General features: G+C 69.0%; 17 protein-coding genes. 5 read left to right on the top strand and 12 right to left on the bottom strand.

The genetic code is table 11. From position 1 onward, the window contains the following. The first annotated feature begins 96 nt into the window (after positions 1-96). Entirely contained in the window at positions 97-1,959 is a 1,863-nt protein-coding gene (locus ACIQTT_RS05660; RefSeq protein WP_402787200.1) for a phosphoenolpyruvate carboxykinase (GTP), read from the top strand. Positions 1,960-2,119: 160 nt separating this feature from the next. Here the strand turns inward: ACIQTT_RS05660 and ACIQTT_RS05655 are convergent, their stop codons facing one another. The 3 genes from ACIQTT_RS05655 to ACIQTT_RS05645 all read right to left on the bottom strand — a co-directional run bounded on the left by ACIQTT_RS05655 (position 2,120) and on the right by ACIQTT_RS05645 (position 5,886). Further along, a complete protein-coding gene (locus tag ACIQTT_RS05655; protein WP_402787197.1) occupies positions 2,120-4,021 on the bottom strand; it encodes an ABC transporter ATP-binding protein in 1,902 nt (633 codons plus the stop codon). 68 nt (positions 4,022-4,089) lie between these two features. Continuing rightward, the gene (locus ACIQTT_RS05650) at positions 4,090-4,296 is read right to left on the bottom strand and encodes an AsnC family protein (protein ID WP_402787194.1); all 207 of its coding nucleotides are present in this window, start codon (positions 4,294-4,296) and stop codon (positions 4,090-4,092) included. A gap of 129 nt (positions 4,297-4,425) precedes the next feature. Beyond that, positions 4,426-5,886 carry an MFS transporter gene (locus ACIQTT_RS05645; protein ID WP_402787191.1) on the bottom strand — a complete coding sequence of 487 codons (1,461 nt, stop codon included), beginning with the start codon at positions 5,884-5,886 and terminating at the stop codon, positions 4,426-4,428. A gap of 144 nt (positions 5,887-6,030) precedes the next feature. On the opposite strand from ACIQTT_RS05645, the gene ACIQTT_RS05640 reads away from it, so the two are divergent. Continuing rightward, positions 6,031-6,528: a GAF domain-containing protein gene (locus ACIQTT_RS05640; protein WP_402787188.1), complete on the top strand. Its 498-nt coding sequence runs from the start codon at positions 6,031-6,033 to the stop codon at positions 6,526-6,528. Positions 6,529-6,547: 19 nt separating this feature from the next. Here the strand turns inward: ACIQTT_RS05640 and ACIQTT_RS05635 are convergent, their stop codons facing one another. The 4 genes from ACIQTT_RS05635 to ACIQTT_RS05620 form a co-directional block, all read right to left on the bottom strand. Next, a complete protein-coding gene (locus ACIQTT_RS05635) occupies positions 6,548-8,284 on the bottom strand; it encodes a beta-galactosidase family protein (protein WP_402787185.1) in 1,737 nt (578 codons plus the stop codon). 76 nt (positions 8,285-8,360) lie between these two features. Beyond that, entirely contained in the window at positions 8,361-9,716 is a 1,356-nt protein-coding gene (locus tag ACIQTT_RS05630) for an ABC transporter substrate-binding protein (RefSeq protein ID WP_402787182.1), read from the bottom strand. Positions 9,717-9,792: 76 nt separating this feature from the next. Beyond that, a complete protein-coding gene (locus ACIQTT_RS05625; protein WP_402791118.1) occupies positions 9,793-10,638 on the bottom strand; it encodes a carbohydrate ABC transporter permease in 846 nt (281 codons plus the stop codon). Positions 10,639-10,684: 46 nt separating this feature from the next. After that, positions 10,685-11,602, bottom strand: coding sequence for a carbohydrate ABC transporter permease (locus ACIQTT_RS05620; RefSeq protein ID WP_402787180.1), 918 nt, complete (start codon positions 11,600-11,602; stop codon positions 10,685-10,687). Between the two features lie 159 nt (positions 11,603-11,761). Here ACIQTT_RS05620 and ACIQTT_RS05615 point away from each other — a divergent pair, with 159 nt between their 5' ends. From ACIQTT_RS05615 to ACIQTT_RS05605, 3 genes are all read left to right on the top strand, one after another. After that, positions 11,762-12,760: a LacI family DNA-binding transcriptional regulator gene (locus ACIQTT_RS05615; RefSeq protein WP_402791115.1), complete on the top strand. Its 999-nt coding sequence runs from the start codon at positions 11,762-11,764 to the stop codon at positions 12,758-12,760. Between the two features lie 47 nt (positions 12,761-12,807). After that, positions 12,808-13,365, top strand: a complete 558-nt coding sequence (locus ACIQTT_RS05610) for a hypothetical protein (protein WP_402787177.1) — start codon at positions 12,808-12,810, stop codon at positions 13,363-13,365. Between the two features lie 305 nt (positions 13,366-13,670). Beyond that, the gene (locus tag ACIQTT_RS05605; RefSeq protein WP_402787174.1) at positions 13,671-14,210 is read left to right on the top strand and encodes a hypothetical protein; all 540 of its coding nucleotides are present in this window, start codon (positions 13,671-13,673) and stop codon (positions 14,208-14,210) included. Positions 14,211-14,417: 207 nt separating this feature from the next. Here ACIQTT_RS05605 and ACIQTT_RS05600 read toward each other — a convergent pair whose 3' ends face one another. From ACIQTT_RS05600 to ribD, 5 genes are all read right to left on the bottom strand, one after another. Further along, a complete protein-coding gene (locus ACIQTT_RS05600) occupies positions 14,418-14,771 on the bottom strand; it encodes a Fe-S protein (protein ID WP_402787171.1) in 354 nt (117 codons plus the stop codon). Positions 14,772-14,836: 65 nt separating this feature from the next. Further along, entirely contained in the window at positions 14,837-15,310 is a 474-nt protein-coding gene (gene ribH / locus ACIQTT_RS05595; RefSeq protein WP_402787168.1) for a 6,7-dimethyl-8-ribityllumazine synthase, read from the bottom strand. After that, a complete protein-coding gene (ribA, locus tag ACIQTT_RS05590) occupies positions 15,307-16,572 on the bottom strand; it encodes a GTP cyclohydrolase II (RefSeq protein ID WP_402787165.1) in 1,266 nt (421 codons plus the stop codon). Before ribA ends, ribH begins: the two co-directional genes overlap by 4 nt. Then, on the bottom strand, positions 16,569-17,198 hold the full coding sequence (locus tag ACIQTT_RS05585) for a riboflavin synthase (protein ID WP_402787162.1): 630 nt from the start codon (positions 17,196-17,198) through the stop codon (positions 16,569-16,571). Before ACIQTT_RS05585 ends, ribA begins: the two co-directional genes overlap by 4 nt. After that, entirely contained in the window at positions 17,198-18,253 is a 1,056-nt protein-coding gene (gene ribD / locus ACIQTT_RS05580; RefSeq protein ID WP_402787159.1) for a bifunctional diaminohydroxyphosphoribosylaminopyrimidine deaminase/5-amino-6-(5-phosphoribosylamino)uracil reductase RibD, read from the bottom strand. Before ribD ends, ACIQTT_RS05585 begins: the two co-directional genes overlap by 1 nt. Positions 18,254-18,515: the final 262 nt, after the last annotated feature.

Below are 18,515 nucleotides of genomic sequence, written 5' to 3'. Positions count from 1 at the left end.
GAAAGAATCGCAATATTTACGACCAGAATCGTCGAAAAGTCGAGAGGAATGCCGAAGAAGATGGGTTCAACGCCCCACACTTCAAAGGAGCAGTCCATGGCCATCGCCGAAGTCTTCACCCCTCGCACCTCGCCCGTCGCCGCCGCGCGCACCTTCGGCGCGGTGCCGGCCTATGACACTCCCGCGATGGCGGAGCTGGTGGCCTGGGTCGACGGGATGGCGGAGCTGACGCAACCGGATTCCGTGCACTGGGTCGACGGGTCGCGCGCCGAGAACGACTGGCTGCTGCGCGGCCTCGTCTCCGAGGGCAAGCTCATCAAGCTCAACCCCGAGTGGCGTCCCGGCTCGTACCTCGCCCGCTCGCACCCCAGCGACGTCGCCCGCACCGAGGGGCGTACGTTCATCTCCTCCGAGAAGGAGGAGGACGCAGGGCCCACGAACAACTGGGCACCGCCCGCCGAGATGCACGAGAAGATGACAGGCCTCTTCGCCGGGTCCATGCGCGGACGCACGATGTACGTCGTGCCGTTCTCGATGGGTGCGGTCGGCGGCCCGCTCTCGCACATCGGGGTGCAGATCACCGACAGTGCGTACGCGGTCGCCTCGATCGGGATCATGACCCGCGTCGGCGATGCCGTCACCCGGCAGATCGCCGACGGCGCCCCGTGGGTGCGTACCGCGCACACCGTCGGTGCCCCGCTCGCGCCGGGACAGGCGGATGCCGAGTGGCCGTGCAACGACGAGAAGTACATCGTGCACTTCCCCGACACCCTCGAGGTGTTCTCCTACGGCTCGGGGTACGGCGGCAACGCGATCCTCGCCAAGAAGTGCTTCGCGCTGCGCATCGCCTCGGTGATCGCCCGCGACGAGGGCTGGCTCGCCGAGCACATGCTGCTCATCCGCGTGATCGATCCGCAGGGCCGTGCGTTCCACGTCGCCGCGGCGTTCCCCTCGGCGTGCGGCAAGACGAACCTCGCGATGCTGCGTCCCACGGTCCCCGGCTGGAAGGTCGAGACGCTCGGCGACGACATCGCGTGGATCCGTCCGGGTGAGGACGGGCGCCTCTGGGCGATCAACCCCGAGGCCGGCTTCTTCGGCGTCGCTCCGGGCACGGGCGAGGCGACCAACGTCACGGCGGTCGAGACGCTGTGGGGCAACACGATCTTCACGAACGTCGCGCTGCGCCCCGACGGCGATGTGTGGTGGGAGGGGCTGACCGACACCGCTCCCGCCGAGCTCACCGACTGGGAGGGCAATGCCTGGACCCCGGACTCCGGTCGCCCGGCCGCGCACCCGAACTCCCGCTTCACGGTCTCCGCGGCCCAGTGCCCGCAGATCGCGGAGGACTGGGAGGAAGCCGTGCCCCTCGACGTCATCCTGTTCGGCGGGCGTCGCGCCAGCAATGTGCCGCTCGTCGTTGAGGCGACCGACTGGACCCACGGCGTCTTCCTCGGATCGAACATCTCGTCCGAGCGCACCGCTGCGGCCGAGGGCACCCTCGGCGAGCTGCGCCGCGATCCCTTCGCGATGCTCCCGTTCTGCGGCTACAACATGGGCGACTACTTCGGCCACTGGTTGAAGGTCGGTCGCGGGCTGCGCTTCGATCGTGCGCCGCGCATCTTCCAGGTCAACTGGTTCCGCCGCGGTGACGACGGCCGCTTCCTGTGGCCCGGGTTCGGCGACAACTCGCGGGTCGTCGACTGGATCATCCGCCGGATCTCCGGCGAGGTGCCGGCTGTCGACAGTCCGATCGGACGCCTGCCGCGCACGCAGGACCTCAACCTCGATGGGCTCGACATCCCGCAGGCCGACCTCGACGAGCTGTTCGAGGTCGACCCCGCGGCGTGGCGGGTCGAGGCCGATCGCACCGAGGAGTTCTACGACACCTTCGGCGACCGACTTCCGGCCGCCCTGCGTGCCGAACTGGCGTCGCTCCGGTACCGCCTCGAGAAGGTGTGACCGGAGCGCAGGGCCAGGTGCCGGTTCGGGGGAGCCGGCACCTCCGAGTCCCCGTCAGGGGGCTCGCATCAGACCCGCGACGGCGGGATGTCGGAGACGAACCCATGGCTGAGTGGTCTCCGGCATCCCGCCTTCGCGTTGTTCGCGTGCGCGCTGCGTGTCAGGCGAGCAGCTGGTGGCGGGCGAGGTCGCGGTACAGCGGCGTCGACTCGACGAGCTCCGCGTGCGTGCCCTGACCGACCACCGCGCCGTCCTGCAGCACGACGATGAGGTCGCTGTCGACGACCGTCGAGAGGCGGTGCGCGATCACCACGAGGGTGCGGTCGGTCGAGACGGCGTCGATCGCCTCGCGCATGCGCTGTTCGTTCACGCCGTCGAGCGAGGAGGTCGACTCGTCGAGCAGCAGGATCGGTGCGTCGGTGAGCAGAGCGCGGGCGATCGCGAGGCGCTGGCGCTCGCCACCCGAGAGCATCACGCCGTCCTCGCCGACCGGTGCCGCGAGGCCCAGGGGGCTGCGCTCGAGCACGTCGCCGAGGTTGACCGCGCGCAGGACCCGTTCGCAGTCCGCATCGGATGCCGAGGGAGAGGCGAGTCGCAGGTTGTCGGCGAGCGTGCCGGCGAGGGTCGGAGCATCCTGCTCGACGTAACCGAAGTGCGCGCGCAGCTCGTCGCGCGGGTAGGTGCGGGCGTCGTGCCCGTGCACGCGGATCGATCCGCCCGTCGGGTCGTAGAAGCGCTCGACGAGCGAGAGGATCGTGCTCTTGCCGGCGCCACTCGGGCCGACGAGCGCGACGCGCGCCCCGCGCGGAACCGCGAACGAGACGCCGCGCAGCACCTCGCGGTCGGGGGTCTCGGTTGCGGCGGTAGCTTCGGGGGTCGTATCCGGCTTCTCGACGTGGGCGTCTTCGAGCAGCGTCCGGGCGGCCTTCGCTGCCGCCTCGCGCGCAGCGACCACGTTGTCAGGGTAGCGGAAGTGCACGTCGCGGAACTCGATCGCCGGGGCATCCGCGGCAGGCTCGGTGCGCAGGATATCGGCGGCGATCCGCTCGTCGTCCTGCGTCTCGGTGGGCAGGTCGAGCACCTCCTGGATGCGCCCGAGCGCGCCGAGCGCTTGATTGACGGAGGTGATCGCCCCGAACGTCGTCGCGAGAGGCATGACCAGCAGGAACAGGAACATGATGAACGCGATGAGCGAGGCGATCGAGAGCGCGCCGGCCGCGACGCGGAACCCGCCGACGCCGAGCACGACGATCAGCGACAGCTGCAGGGCGATTCCCGCGACCGGCACCACGAGCGAGGAGATCTTCGCGATCCGCACGCCGATGCCGTAGGCCTCGTCGGCCGTCTCCGACACGGTCGCCGTCTCTCGCTCGGTTGCACCGGATGCGCGGATCGTGCGGATGGATCCCACTGCGCGCTCGACCCCGGAGGCCAGCTCGCCGACCTTCTGCTGCTGCGCGGTCGAGGCCGTGCGGATGCGACCGCTGAGCGTCACGACGACGACCACGGAGACGCCGATCACGAGCACGATCAGCAGCAGGAGGATCGGGTCGATCACGAGCATGGCGATGAGGGCACCGACGAACAGCACGGCGCTGCCGACGGCATCCGCCAGTCCCTGCGTGAGCACGGCGTAGAGCAGGGTCGTGTCGGTGCCGACGCGCGAGACGAGGTCGCCGGTGCGGCGCGCATCGAACTCCGAGGTCGGCAGGTGCAGGATGCGGGCGATGAGCTTGCGGCGGCTGGAGAGCACGACCGCAGTACCCGTGCGCTGCAGTAGGTAGTGCTGAAAGCCGGAGATGATCGACGACACGATCACGAACCCGATCAGCAGCCACACCAGGATCCCGAGCGTGCCGCCGGACTGCACGGCCTCGATGACCTGTCCGACGAGCAACGGTTGCACCAGCGAGGTCGCCGCACCGAAGACGCTGAGCACGGCCACGACGACGAGCGTGCGCTTGTGCTCGAAGAGGAAGGGGAGGAGCTGGCGGAACGTGGCGCGCGGACCGTCCTGCTGCGCGCCGCGTCCGCGTCGGCGCGGTGTCGCCGTCCGGGACATGGAAGACCTCGTTCTGAGAAAAAGGGAGTACTACGACCGTACTTCGTGCGGAGGGGGTGTGCGGTCGCTCAGGAACGCCCGAACCGGCGGTGGGCAGCCTGCTTCGAGACGCCGAGGGCGCTGGCGATGGCCTGCCAGGAGTAGCCGCTGTTGCGGGCCCGGCGCACCTGCGCCTCCTCGGCGCGCGAGATCTCGCGGCGGAGCGCCGTGAGCCGGTTCAGCTCGGCGAGGGGCTCGCCCTCGGGGTCGGTCGCGATCGCGGTGCGGATGCTCATGCGTCAACGGTAGTTGACGCAGTCTCGAAACGTCAACTCGTCTTGACGCGTACGCGTCTCCGCTCCCGGCACGAGAAACGCCCCCGTCCCCTCGCGAAGCGAGGGCCGAGGGCGTTCCCACGGGTGCCGTTACGGCTGCGGGGTCGCCGCCACGCCGAGGTCGTCCTCGTAGTCGACGTCCTTCGTCTCCTTCGAGAGCAGCAGCGCGATGAACGTCAGCGCGCCCATGGCGGAGAGGTACAGGCCCACGAGCCAGGGTTCGCCGCCCCCTGCCTGCCACAGCCACACCGCGATCAGCGGAGCCACAGCGGCGCCGAGGATCGACGAGACGTTGTACGAGATCGCCGAGCCCGAGTAGCGCACGTTGGTCGGGAACAGCTCGGGCAGCAGCGCGCCCATCGGGCCGAACGTCGAGCCCATGAGCATGAAGCCGAACACGAGGAAGGCCTGCGTCAGCGCGCCGCTGAACTTCGGGTCGATCGTCGGCAGCAGGAACGCGTTGAACGACAGGCCGAACACGATGATGAGTCCGGTCACCCAGAGGAGCAGCTTGCGGCGGCCGATCCTGTCGGCGATCGGACCCGACAGCAGCGTGAAGATTCCGAAGAACACGACGCCGATGATCTGCATGAGCACGAAGTCGGTGTACCCGAACCCGAGGCCCGGGTAGAACTGGGCGGCGAACGCCGAGGCGTCGAAGTCCTTGCCTGCCGCCTCCGCAGCGGCCTGGGCGGCAGCGGAGGCCGTCTCCAGCGATGCGGGCTTCGTGCCGTACGTGAGCGTGAAGTTCGTCATCAGGTAGAACAGCACGTACGTCGCCAGCATGATGAACGTGCCGAGGATGAGTTGCTTCCAGTGGTGGCGGAAGACGGTCGCGAGCGGGAGCTTGCGGATCGTGCCCTTCGTCTCGGCCTTCTTGAAGGTGTCGGACTCGACGAGCTTCAGTCGCACCCACAGGCCGATGATGACCATCACCGCCGAGAACAGGAACGGGATGCGCCAGCCCCACGAGAGGAACGCCTCGGACTTCAGCGCCGGGTTCTCGGCGTGGGGGAGCAGCCAGTTGATGCTGAGGAACAGCAGGTTCGCGATGATGAAACCGAGCGGGGCGCCCAGCTGCGGGAAGGTGCCGTACCAGGCGCGCTTGCCCTTGGGCGCGTTCTCGGTGGCGACCAGAGCCGCACCCGACCACTCGCCGCCGAGCGCGAAGCCCTGCGCGAGACGCATGATCAGCAGCAGGAGGGCGGCCACCCAGCCGATCTGCTGGAACGTGGGGAGGAGCCCGATGAGGAACGTCGCGATACCCATCGTGAGCAGCGAGGCGACGAGCGTTGCCTTGCGGCCGTACTTGTCGCCGAAGTGTCCGAAGACGACCGCGCCGATCGGGCGGGCGACCATGGCCGCGCCGAAGACGCCGAACGAGGCGAGGAGGGAGGTGGTGTCGTTGCCGGTCGGGAAGAAGAGGACCGGGAACACGAGCACGGCCGCCGTGGCGTAGGCGTAGAAGTCGTAGAACTCGATGGTCGTGCCGACCAGGCTCGCGGTGATGACACGCGAGCGGGGATTCGCCGGCGCTGTGGTCGTACTCATGCTGCTCCTTAGGAATAAGCGCCCCGGTATACCGAGGCACTCGGGCGAGTTTACGCCTTCCTGAGTGTTCGCTGGACGCCGGGCGGCGTCGGAGGGAGTTGTGTGACGCGATGCGTAGAGTCGGGCCGTCGAGGGGACATCTTCATGGCGACCGAAATGCCCGTCTACCGGGCCCCGATGCGCTCGCGTGACGACTCCGTGCCGCGGGGTGTCGGAGCCGAGCGGGCGCTCGCACTCGGGATCTGCGGCATCGGCGGCCGAGTGTCGCCGACGCCGACGGTGCTGGAGGACGCGCTCACCCGCGCCGACGAGCAGAGCGGCATCCGTTTGGCGTGGAAGATCGAGCGCTTCGCCAAGGCGCCGATCGGGGCGTACGCCTGGACGCGCGACATCGACGGCCTGAGCTATCTCGGCCGGCTCACGGGACCGTGGACTTACGACGCCTCGGCGGAGGCGCTCGCTGCGGATCTCGTGCACGTGCGCCGGTGCGACTGGATCCTCGAGCCGATCCCGGACGGTCTCGTCCCGGCTGCCGTTCAGGCGGCGTTCGGCCGCGGCGGGCGCAACTGGCAGCGCATCCGGGCCGAGGGGGTCACTCCACCGACCGCTGCCGTGTGGCAGCGGTATCGCGACGAGGAGTGACCCGCCGGCGTGGTGTCGGCTACTCCTCGGTGTCGCCGAGGCACAGTCCGCGCACGAACTCGGCGCGCGGCGAGAGCAGTTCCTCGAGTTCGAGCACGACGACGCGGTTCGCCCCGGCGCGGGTCGCCGGTGCCGGCACGAACAGTGTGCGCTGCGGCCCGTTGCGCCAGTAGCGTCCGAGGAAGAATCCGTTCACGAACGCGTATCCCTTGCTCCACGCGCCGGTGTCGAGGAAGAGGTCGGCTGGCGCATCCAGCGCGAGGACTCCCGTCCAGGCGCGGGGTCCGTCGCCGGGGCGGGGGACGCTACTGCTCGCGATGTCGTCGGCGATGGCCTGCACATCGAGCGGAGTCGACGTCCACCCGGTGAGGGGCGCACCGTCGAGCGTCGGGGCGCCGATCAGGCCCTTCTCCTCGCCGAGACGGTGGTCGTAGTTGACGCGGCCCTGTTCCTCGACGAGGATGCTGAGGGTTCGGCCGGCGGGGATCCGCAGCGCCTGATCGTGCCGCGTGCGCGACAGAGTGCCGACGGGCTGGCCGTCGACGCTCACCCAGGCGAGATCGCGCACCTCCTCGACCGTGAGCAACCCGGGGCCGCTCATCGCCGGCAGGGCGACGTCGTAGCGTACGAGGGCGCTGAGGTGTCCGAGCTCATCGAACGTGGCGGGGAGCGCGGAGGAAGAGGTGGATGCCGCGGCATCCGCCCATGCGCCGGCGGGCGTGAGCTCGATGCTCGCGACCGGGGCGGAGGCCCGTGGCGCGGGCAGCTCATCGGGAACGGGCGCGTACTTCGCGATCACGTCGCGGAAGGCGAAGAACTTCGCCGTCGGATCGCCGGCTTCGTCGAGCGGGGCGTCGTAGTCGTACGACGTGACGATCGGGAGGTAGCGGCCCTTGTGGTTCGCGCCGTTCGTCAGGCCGAAGTTCGTGCCACCGTGGAACATGTAGATGTTCACCGATGCCCCTGCGGCGAGCAGGGCGTCGAGATCGGATGCCGCGGCCTCCACGCCGGTCGTGTGGTGGACCCCGCCCCACCAGTCGAACCATCCGTCCCAGAACTCGGAGCACATCAGGGGGCCGGTGGGCTGGTGCGCGCGCAGGGTCGCGAGTCGCTCGGTGCTGCGCGATCCGAACGAGCCGGTCTTGTGGAGCTCGGGCAGGCTGCCGTCGGCGAGCATCTGATCGGTGGGCTGATCGACGGTCGTGAGCGGCACCGTGATCCCGGCCTCGCGGGTGAGCGCCACGAGGGCTTCGAGGTAGGCCTTGTCGGAGCCGTAGGCGCCGTACTCGTTCTCGATCTGCACGAGCACGACGGGCCCTCCGCGATCGATCTGTCGCGGGACGACGATCTCGTACACGCGGCGCAGGTAGGCGCTGATGTCGGCGAGGAACGCCGGTTCGGAGGAACGCAGCGCGCGGTCGCCGGCGGTCAGCCAGGTCGGCAGGCCGCCGTTGTGCCACTCGGCGCAGATGTACGGCCCTGGTCGCACGATCGCGTCCATGCCCTCGGCGTGCACGAGGTCGAGGAAGCGGCCGAGGTCGTTCCATCCGGTGGCATCCCACTCGCCGCGCCGCGGCTCGTGCGCGTTCCAGGCGACGTAGGTCTCGATCGTGTTGAGACCCATCAGACGTGCCTTGCGGATGCGGTCCTGCCACTGGTCCGGGTGGATGCGGAAGTAGTGCAGGGCGCCGGCGATCACCTGGTGCTTCTGTCCGTCGCGGAGGAAGTCGGTGTCGCCGATGGTGAAGGAGGTCACGATGTGGAGTGCTTTCGGTAGAGAAGCGGCCGGATCGGTCCCTGAGCCTGTCGAAGGGCCCGATCCGGCCACCGTGTTACTTGTTGACGCTGAAGCCCTGCGAGTTGCCGTACTCGACCAGCGCGTCCTGCCAGGCGATGAGGCCCTCGTTCAGATCGGTGCCGTTCTGGTAGGCCTGGCCGACGGTGTCACCGAAGATGCTGATGCCGTAGACCTGGTAGGGGAGGTAGCTCCAGTCGGGTACGACGTCCTCGGCCGCTGCGGCGAGCACCTCGTTGATCTTCTGGCCGCCGAAGTACTCGGGGGCGTCGGCGAGGAACTCCTCGCTCGACAGCTCGGCGGAGGTCGACGGGAAGCCGCCGCTCTCGAGGAACAGCGAGATGCTGTCCTCGGAGTTGTTGAGCCACCACAGGAATCCGGCCGCGAGCTCGGGGTTCTCGCTCTGCGTGGTGACGGCCTGGCCGCCGCCGCCGTTCTCGGCGCTGGCGGGGGTGCCGTCGTAGGTCGGCATCGGGGCGACGCGCCAGTCACCGGCACCGTCGGGCGCACCCGAGATGAGGTTGCCGGGCATCCAGGCGCCGATCACGAGGGTCGCGATGCTGCCGTCGCCGAGGGCGCGGAACCACTCGTCGCTCCAGCTGCTGACCGGGGCGACGAGGTCCTCCTCGACGAGGCGGTTCCAGTTCTCGGTCCACTTCTTCGAGCCCTCGTCCTGCAGGTCGATCGTGACGTCGGTGCCGTCGGTCGAGAAGGGCTGGCCGCCGGCCTGCCAGATCATCGACGTCGCGAAGCCCGCGTCGCCGGTGTCGTTGGTGATGTAGGCGTCGGGGTTCGCGGCGTGGATCGCCTTCGCGGCCTCGTAGTACTCGTCCCACGTGGTCGGCACGGCGATGCCGGCGGCGTCGAAGACGGACTTGTTGTAGAACAGCGCCATGGGGCCCGAGTCCTGGGGGAGGCCGTAGATGGCGTCGCCCGAGGTGACCGAGTTCCAGGTCGAGGCGGTGTAGTCGTCCTCGAAGTCGCCGAAGCCGTACTGCGACAGGTCGACGAAGGCATCCGTGAGGGCGAACTGCGGGAAGGCGTAGTACTCGACCTGCACGACGTCGGGTGCACCGGAGCCCGCCTTGATGGCGTTCTGCAGCTTGGTGTACTCGTCGGTGTTGGTGCCGGCGTTGACGACGTTGACCTTGACGTTCGGGTACTCCTCCATGAACGCCGCGGCCTGGGCTTCGGCGGAGGGGGTCCACGACCAGTACGTGATCTCGCCGCCCTTTTCGAGCGCGGCCTCGACCGAGTCGAACGAGCCGTCGCCCGAGGCGCTACCGCCGCCGGAGCCTCCGGTGCTGCAGCCGGCCAGTGCGAGGGCTGCGACGGTGCCGACCGCGAGCACCGTCAGGGTGCGGCGCGCAGCGGGGTGAGGAAGGTGCTTCATTGCTGTGTCCTTTCGGGGGTGCGATCCAGCATCGGATCGACGTTTTCTGCGATGCGAGGTGCGGGGAGCGGGGTGCTTACTGCTTCACGCTTCCCGCGGTGAGACCTGACTGCCAGAACCGCTGCAGCAGCAGGAAGGCGATCACGATCGGGATGATCGTGAGCAGCGAGCCCATGATCACCAGGTTGTAGATCGGCTGTGATCCGGCGCCGATAGCCTGCGAGCTCCACTGGTTCAGGCCCACGGTGAGCGGGTACCAGGCGGGGTCGGAGAGCATGATCAGGGGCAGGAAGTAGTTGTTCCATGTCGCGACGACCGTGAAGAGGGCGACGGTCACGATGCCGGGTGCGAGCAGGCGCATCGAGATCGTGAAGAAGGTGCGGAACTCCCCGGCACCGTCGATGCGCGCCGCTTCCAGCAGTTCGGTCGGTATGGATTCCGAGGCGAACACCCAGATGAGGTAGAGCCCGAAGGGGCTGATGAGCGACGGGATGATGACCGCCCAGGGAGTGTTCGTCAGACCCAGCTCGCTGAAGAGCAGGAAGGTCGGCACCGCGAGCGCCGTGCCGGGCACCGCGACCGCGCCGAGCACGATCGCGAAGACGGCGCGACGGCCGGGGAAGCGGTACTTCGCCAGGCCGTAGCCGGCCATGGTCGCGAGCAGCGTCGCGCCGCCTGCACCGACCACGACGTAGAGCAGGGTGTTGCCCAGCCAGCGCAGGAAGATGCCGTCGCGGAACGAGAACGTCGCGACCAGGTTGTCGATGAACGCGAAGTCGTCGGCGAACCAGAGGCCGAACGAGCTGAAGAGCCCCGACTGCGTCTTGGTCGAGCTGAACAGCAGCCAGACGAGCGGTACGAGCGTGTACAGCGCGTAGACGACCATCACGATGAGCAGCGTCTTCGACGACCGCGGGTTCATCGGGTCATTGCGCTTGCGTGTGGAGCGGGCAAGGGGGAGTGCCATCTCAGCGCACCTCCGACTTCGAGCCGCGCAGTTGCACGACGTAGGCGATCACGGCCGTGATGATGCCCATGATGATGGCGATCGTCGCGGCGTAGTTGAACTGCTGGCCGGCGAACGAGAGGTTGTACGCGTACATGTTCGGGGTGAAGTACGTCGTGATCACGTTCGGGGCGAGGGGGCGCAGGATGTTGGGCTCGTTGAAGAGCTGGAAGCTGCCGATGATGGAGAAGATCGTGGCGATGACGAGCGCGCCGCGCACGGAGGGGATCTTGATCGAGAAGATCGTGCGCCAGGCGCCGGCGCCGTCGAGCGATGCCGCCTCGTACATCTCGGTGGGGATCGTCTTGAGCGAGGAGTAGAAGATCAACATGTTGTAGCCGACGAACTGCCACGTCACGATGTTTCCGATCGAGACGAGGATCCACTCCCGCGCGAACGGGGTGATGAGGTCGCTGCCGAGGAAGTCGTTGAAGTTCGACGTCAGGCCGAACTGGTCGCCGTAGATGTAGCCCCACATGAGCACGGCGACGACGGCGGGGACCGCGTACGGCAGGAAGATCAGGATGCGGAAGAACGAGGCGCCGCGCAGGCGTGCGCTGTCGAGGGCCAGGGCCGCCCCGAGCGCGAGGGCGAGCATGATCGGCACCTGCACGACGAGGAAGATCAGCACCCGGCCGAACGCCTCCCAGAACTGGGGGTCGGTGAGGGCGCGCACGTAGTTGTCGACGCCGACGAACGCGGTGCCGCCGATGAGCTTCTCCTGGAAGAAGCTGAGGTACAGCGCGTACGCGAGCGGGGTGAGGAACACCAGCGCGAACACGAGCATGAACGGGCCGACGAAGGCCCATCCCTTCCAGTCGCGCTTCTCGCGACGGCGGATGCCGGCGGCTCCGGGGGCCGCAATGATTTCAGTCGTCATCGACGAGACCTTCTCCATGTCCAGGCGCTCACTGCGCCGTGTGTCAACGTCAACATATGCGATCCACTGCTAGTGTGTCAACGTCAACACATGAATGGATGATCAATCGTGTCCCTGGAATCCTCGACAGAGCAGTCGCCGCGCCGGCGAGACCCCTCGATGGAGGACGTGGCGCGCGAGGCCGGCGTCTCCGGCCAGACCGTCTCCCGCGTGGTGAACGCGCGCGGCTATGTCGGTGCGGCGACCAGGGAACGCGTCGAGCAGGCGATGCAGCACCTCGGCTACCGGCCCAACAGTGCGGCCAGGGCCCTGCGATCGGGACGCTTCCGCGCCATCGGCGTGATCATGTTCTCGTTCAGTTCCTACGGCAATCAGCGCACGCTCGACGCGATCGCCGTGCGCGCCTCGCAGATGGGGTACGCGCTCACTCTGATCCCCGTGGAGTCCAGCGCCCGCGAGACCGTGGCGGGCGCGTTCCGCCGCCTCGAGGAGCATGCCGTCGACGGCATCATCATCGTGGTCGAGGCGCATCAGCTCGACGAGGCCGAGGTCGAGATCCCCGACGGGTTGCCGATCGTGCTCGTCGACTCGAACCGTGGTTCGACGCATCCGTTCGTCGACACCGACCAGGCGCAGGGCGCCCGCCTCGCCACCGAGCACCTGCTCGACCTCGGTCACGAGACGGTCTGGCACGTGTCGGGTCCGACCGAGTCGTACTCCGCCGAGCGTCGTCGCGAGGCCTGGCGGTCGACGCTGGAGGCGCAGGGTCGCCGTGTTCCCGAGATGATCCCGGGGGACTGGAGCGCTGCCTCCGGCTACCGGGCCGGTGTCGAGTTACGCGATCGCGACGACGTCACGGCCGTGTTCGCCGCGAACGACCAGATGGCGATCGGCGTGGTGCGCGCGTTCCGCGAGGCGGGCCGAGATATCCCCAGCGATGTCAGCGTGGTGGGCTTCGACGGACTGCCCGATGCGGCGCAGATCTGGCCGCCGCTCACGACGGTGCAGCAGCACCCCGAGAAGGTCGGCGCGCTCGCGGTCGACGCGCTGCTCGCCGAGCTCGACGGGGGAGAGGTCGCCCAGACGCCCCTCGTCGGAACCGAACTCGTCGTCCGCGAGAGCACGGCACCCCCGCGCCCCGCCGAACGGGCTCCCTGAGCTTGTCGAAGGGTCCCGCCCCGCGACCCTGTGGATAACTTCCGGGGGTGCGCTCAGAATCGGGCTACTTTGTGGCGGTGATGTCGACCCGATACCCCGCTGCCACCCTCGCACTCGCCCTAGTCGCCGCCGCGGTCAGCGGCTGCGCGCCCGCCCCGGAACCCTCGCCCACCCCGACGCCCGCCTTCGCGAGTGAAGAGGAAGCGTTCGCTGCCGCGGAGGAGGTGTACCGGGCGTACAACGAGGCGGGGAACGCGCGGATCGCAGGTGAATCGTCCCCCGACCCGCAGGACTTCCTGATCGGCGAGGCGTTAGAGGCCGACATCGACGGGGTGCGCTTCCTCCAGGAGGAAGGTCTGTTCCTATCGGGTGTCAGTGCTCTGACCTCGTTCACGGGCGTTGACGTTGCGGATCTGAGCGGAGATCCGACCGTTCGCGCTCGTATTTGCCTGAATGGGAGAGAGCTTCGGGTACTGAATTCGAACGGGATGGACGTCACACCCCAAGATCGGAATGAAGTAGTCGCTCAGCTCGTCACATTTGTGCGCGTCGATGACCAGCTGATGATCACGACAGAGTCCGACGCACCGGCGGAAGAATGTTGAGGACGATGAGAGGAGCGAGCACGGCACTTGCCCTCGTTCTCGTCCTGCTTCTCGCTGCATCTCCAGCACACGCAGCCGCTCAGGAATGCTCTCCGGCGATCAAGAACGCAGGCCTCTGCGGCTCGACCAACGGTTCCTCTGTCACCGTCACCGGCACCCAGCCAGGCCCGCAGTATCCCGGGTCATCGCCATACCCGGGCGCGAACCCCGGGTCTTCGAACTCCGAAACGTCCGGTCCGCGCTACTCCCGCCCGCAGCAGAACTACGACACCGACGACTGCCGCGGCGTCTCCGACCTCCGATGCGTGCGTGGCGCGGAACCGGATCTAGCGCCGGAGCCCCCGGCATCCGCCCCCGCAGCCCCGACGATCTCGATCACCGACCTCGTCACCCTCACCCCGGCGACCGCGACCCCGACCGCCGACCCCGGCAACGTCGGCATCGCCGGACTGCCCACGAACTTCGTCGCCACCGCATCCGTGCACACCCGCACCGGCACCCTCTTCGGCGCACCCCTCACCGCCCGCTTCACCCCCACCGGCTACGACTTCACCTACGGCGACGGCACCACCGCCCACACCGCCACCGGCGGCGCCACCTGGGACACCCTCGGCCAACCCCAGTTCACCCCCACCGCAACCAGCCACACCTACACCGACCGCGGCACCTACGACACCACTGTCACCATCCACTACACCGCCGAGATCGACCTCGGCACCGGCTGGATCCCCCTCGACGGCACCCTCACCACCCCCGGACCCACCCAACGCATCCGCATCTACGAAGCCCACACCGCCCTCGTCGCCCACACCTGCACCGAACAACCCACCGCCCCCGGCTGCTGACACAGCATCTTCCCTGCAGGGCACACGGGGCGGGGCCCCTTCGACAAGCTCAGGGACCCAGGTACCGCGCCTCCCGCCGTCTCATCTGCACGGCTCGATCACACCCGCACGGCGAACCCGGCGGATGCTCCGTGCAGACGTGACACCTCCGTGCAGACGTGCACGGACGCAGCGAAACGACGCGACAGACGCGAGTCTCGCGTCGACTCAGCGCCAGATCGCGGCGATGGCGGCGTTCGCCGCAGTGAGGATGCCGACCAGCCAGAACATGATCGGGGGTACGGATGCTCCGCGCTTCTGCCGCGCGGTGCCGATGCCGAGCAGTGCGCCGATGACGAGCAGCAGCACGAGCTTCACGCCGATCTTGACGTAGTTCAGCTCGTACGAGATGCCCCACGGGGCGGCGAGAGCGAGACCGGCGACCGCGGCGATCGCCATGCCGATGCTCATCAGCCGCGTGAAGACGCGCTTACCGCCGAAGGCCTGCGCCGCCCACGCCCCGAAGAGCACGGCGAAGCCGATCAGGTGGACGAAGAGAACGATGTGGCGCAGGGTCTCCATGATCCTCACCGTACGAGTCCGAGCCTTCCCTCCGCTACGAAGGGAAGGCTGGCCTCAACGCACCGTCAGCCGCGCAGCTCCTTGATGACGAGGGCGGTGCGCAGCGCGGCATCCGCTGCCTCGGCGCCCTTGTCCTCCTTCGATCCTTCGAGACCGGCACGGTCGAGGCCCTGCTGCTCGTCGTCGAGGGTGAGAACGCCGAAGCCGACGGGCTTGCCGGTGTCGAGCGAGACGCGGGTGAGTCCGTCGGTCGTCGCCGCCGAGACGTACTCGAAGTGCGGGGTGCCGCCGCGGATGATCACGCCGAGCGCGACCACCGCATCCGCGCCACCGGCGAAGGCGGCCTGCGCGGCGACGGCGAGTTCGAACGACCCCGGCACGCGCACGAGGCGGTGCGTGGCCTGCGCCTCGTTCAGCACGCGCTCGGCCCCGGAGATGAGGCCGTTCGTGATCGTGTCGTGCCAGGTGCCCGCGATGATGACGACGTTCACGCCGCGTCCGTCGATGTTCCCGGTCGTGGGTGCTCCTGCGCCGCTCATGCGTCGTCCTTCCGTCCTGCGAGGGCGGCCTTGAGCTCGTCCTCGCCGATGATGTGACCCATGCGGTCACGCTTGGTCTCGAGATACTGGTGGTTGTTGGGTCCGACGCCGACGATCAGCGGCACCTGCTCTACCACGTCGAGCCCGAGTTCGCGCAGCTGGTTCACCTTGTCGATGTTGTTCGTCAGCAGGCGCACCTTCGATACGCCGAGGTCGGCGAGGATGCCGGCGGCCGCTGCGTACTCGCGCGCATCGGCGGGCAGCCCGAGCGCGAGGTTCGCGTCGACCGTGTCGAGCCCCTCCTCCTGCAGGCTGTAAGCCCGGAGCTTGTTGATGAGCCCGATCCCGCGCCCCTCGTGCCCGCGCATGTAGATGACGATGCCGCCGTCCTGCTCGATCGCGTCGAGCGCGGCGTCGAGCTGCGGGCCGCATTCGCACTTGAGTGAACCGAAAGCCTCGCCGGTCAGGCACTCGGAGTGCACCCTCACGAGCGAGGTCTCCTGCGGTTCGCCCGAGACGACGGCGATGTGGTCGGTGCCGGTGACGCGATCCTTGTAGGCGAGGAACCGGAAGGTGCCGTGCGTCGTCGGCACGGTCGCATCGGCGCGCAGGCTCACGCGACGGTTGCGCACCGGGCCGTTGTCGCCCTGCGGGTCGACCTCGTTGAGGTGGTCGATCAGCTGCTCGATCGTGATGACGGGAACGCCGTCGCGGGCACCGAGCTCGAGGAGCCCCGGCAACCGCATCATGCTGCCGTCCTCGGCGACGACCTCGGCGATCGCCCCCACCGGCTGCAGGCCCGCGAGGCGCATGAGGTCGACGGCGGCCTCGGTGTGGCCGCTGCGTTCGCGCACACCGCCGTCGACGGCGCGCAGCGGAAGCACGTGTCCCGGGCGGATGATGCTCGTGGCCGTCGACGCGGGGTTGGCGAGCACGTTGAGCGTGTGTGCGCGGTCGTGCGCGCTGATGCCGGTCGTGACGCCCTCGGCGGCGTCGACGCTCACCGTGTAGGCGGTGGCGCGCGCGTCTTCGCTCGCGGCGACCATCGGCTGCAGGTTGAGGTCGTCGGCGCGGTCGGCGGGCATCGGCGCGCAGATGAATCCGGACGACCAGCGCACGGTCCACGCGACCCACTCGGGGGTGGCGAGCTCGGCCGAGAGGATGACGTCGCCCTCGTTCTCGCGGTTCTCGTCGTCGGCGACGAGGACGGGGCGCCCGGCGCGCAGGGCGTCGAGGGCGTCGGCGATCGTGGAAAGGCTCATCGCGAGCCTCCTTCCGGTGCGGTCCGGAACGCGAGCAGGCGCTCGACGTGCCGGGCGAGGATGTCGGTCTCGAGGTTGACGCGGTCACCGACGGTGCGGGTGCCGAGCGTCGTCGCCACGAGGGTCTCGGGGATCAGGGAGATCTCGAACCACGGGTCTGCCGCGGACGGATCGCTGACCGCGCTGACGGTGAGCGAGGTGCCGTCGACCGAGATCGATCCCTTGTCGACGACGAGCGGGGCGAGATCGGCGGGAAGAGCGATGCGCAGCACGCTCCACTGGGCTCCCGGTCGCACCTCGACGACCGTGCCGACGCCGTCGACGTGGCCCTGCACGATGTGCCCGCCCAGGCGCGCGCCGACGGGCATCGCCTTCTCGATGTTGACGCGGGTGCCCACGGCGGCATCACCGAGCGCCGCCACGTCGAGGGTCTGCTTCATGACGTCGGCGTCGAAGGAATCGGCATCCGAGGCGACGACGGTCAGGCAGACACCGGAGACGGCGATCGACTCGCCGTGCACGGCGTCGGTGGCGGCCTTCGGAGCGCGCACGGTCAGACGCCAGCCGTCGCCCGATGGCGAGATGGCGGTGATCTCGCCGATCTCCTCGATGATCCCGGTGAACATCAGACGGCTCCTTCGGTCGACACGGTGGGGAGAGAGGTGGGGAGGGAAGCGGGGTGGGCGATCGCGAGCAGATCGGCACCGAGAGGCACCCACTCGTCGATCGTCAGGCGATGCGCCTCGCCGATGGACGAGACGCCGATGTCGGTGAGGGCGAGGCGGCTTCCGCCCAGCAACACGGGGGCGACGTAGGCGAGCACGCGGTCGGCGAGTCCCGCCGCGACGAACGCGCTCGCAAGGGTCGGGCCGCCCTCGACGAAGACGCTCTGGATCCCGCGTCCGTGCAGGTCGGCGAGCACCGCGTGCAGGTCGTGCCCGTCGAAGAAGAGGGGAGTGTGCGGATGCCGGCGCACCGCCGCATCGGGCGGCGTGGGGCGCGAGCCGATCACCACCGGGACGGGCTGGTCGGGCAGCAGTGCATCGCCGTCGCGCGCGGTGAGGGACGGGTCGTCGGTCAGCACGGTTCCGGTGCCGACGACGATGGCATCGGATGCCGCGCGGCGGCGGTGCACGTCGGCACGGGCCGCGGGACCGGTGATCCACTGGCTCGATCCGTCGTCGGCCGCGGCGCGTCCGTCGAGGCTCTGCGCCCACTTCACGGTGACGTGCGGGCGGCCGAGGCGCTGTGCGGTGAGCCATCCGTCGATCACGGCGTGCGCGGCATCCGCCTGCTCGCCGGCCTCGACGCTGACGCCCGAGGCCCGCAGGCGCTCGGCGCCTCCACCCGACACGGCGCCGGGATCGTCGAGCGCGTAGACGACGCGGCTCACGCCGGCGTCGATCAGGGCGAGCGCGCAGGGGCCGGTGCGTCCGGTGTGGTTGCAGGGTTCGAGAGTCACGACCGCCGTCGCACCGCGGGCGGCGCCGGGGGCGAGCTTCGACAGGGCGTCGACCTCGGCGTGCGGGGTGCCGGCGCCGTGGTGCCAGCCCTCGGCGAGGATCGTGCCGTCGGGGGAGAGGATGACCGCGCCGACCTGCGGGTTCACGCCGCGGGGGCCGAGCGCCGCGAGCGCGAGAGCACGGCTCATCGCCTCGCGCTCGGTCTCGTTCACTGCCATCCGTCGTCCTTCTCTGAAGGCTCCGGGGGAGGACGGACGGCGCGCACGGCGGCGCATCGTGCTGCCTCCCTTCCGGACTAGCGGGATCTCTCCCGCATCACCGTCGGTCCCGGATTTCCACCGGATCGGCACCTCGGTCGAAACCGAGACGCTCGCGGACTGTCACCGCCGGTTCGGATTCCCACCGACCCCGGAGCACGTTGATGTTCTGAGTGTACTCAACGCGCCCGCGCAGAATTCATTCCTCGTCATCCGGCGACGT

The sequence above is a fragment of the Microbacterium sp. NPDC090225 genome (assembly GCF_044772365.1).
Lineage (GTDB): Bacteria > Actinomycetota > Actinomycetes > Actinomycetales > Microbacteriaceae > Microbacterium.
The sequence above is the reverse complement of the archived record's forward strand: the minus strand, read 5'-3'. Positions and strand labels throughout refer to the sequence as shown.

Bases quoted from the DNA above. Each gene is read 5' to 3' on its own strand.
- ACIQTT_RS05660 (WP_402787200.1), top strand. From the start codon at position 97: ATGGCCATCGCCGAAGTCTTCACCCCTCGCACCTCGCCCGTCGCCGCC.
- ACIQTT_RS05655 (WP_402787197.1), bottom strand. From the start codon at position 4,021: ATGTCCCGGACGGCGACACCGCGCCGACGCGGACGCGGCGCGCAGCAG.
- ACIQTT_RS05650 (WP_402787194.1), bottom strand. From the start codon at position 4,296: ATGAGCATCCGCACCGCGATCGCGACCGACCCCGAGGGCGAGCCCCTC.
- ACIQTT_RS05645 (WP_402787191.1), bottom strand. From the start codon at position 5,886: ATGAGTACGACCACAGCGCCGGCGAATCCCCGCTCGCGTGTCATCACC.
- ACIQTT_RS05640 (WP_402787188.1), top strand. From the start codon at position 6,031: ATGGCGACCGAAATGCCCGTCTACCGGGCCCCGATGCGCTCGCGTGAC.
- ACIQTT_RS05630 (WP_402787182.1), bottom strand. From the start codon at position 9,716: ATGAAGCACCTTCCTCACCCCGCTGCGCGCCGCACCCTGACGGTGCTC.
- ACIQTT_RS05625 (WP_402791118.1), bottom strand. From the start codon at position 10,638: ATGAACCCGCGGTCGTCGAAGACGCTGCTCATCGTGATGGTCGTCTAC.
- ACIQTT_RS05620 (WP_402787180.1), bottom strand. From the start codon at position 11,602: ATGACGACTGAAATCATTGCGGCCCCCGGAGCCGCCGGCATCCGCCGT.
- ACIQTT_RS05615 (WP_402791115.1), top strand. From the start codon at position 11,762: ATGGAGGACGTGGCGCGCGAGGCCGGCGTCTCCGGCCAGACCGTCTCC.
- ACIQTT_RS05600 (WP_402787171.1), bottom strand. From the start codon at position 14,771: ATGGAGACCCTGCGCCACATCGTTCTCTTCGTCCACCTGATCGGCTTC.
- ribH (WP_402787168.1), bottom strand. From the start codon at position 15,310: ATGAGCGGCGCAGGAGCACCCACGACCGGGAACATCGACGGACGCGGC.
- ribA (WP_402787165.1), bottom strand. From the start codon at position 16,572: ATGAGCCTTTCCACGATCGCCGACGCCCTCGACGCCCTGCGCGCCGGG.
- ACIQTT_RS05585 (WP_402787162.1), bottom strand. From the start codon at position 17,198: ATGTTCACCGGGATCATCGAGGAGATCGGCGAGATCACCGCCATCTCG.
- ribD (WP_402787159.1), bottom strand. From the start codon at position 18,253: ATGGCAGTGAACGAGACCGAGCGCGAGGCGATGAGCCGTGCTCTCGCG.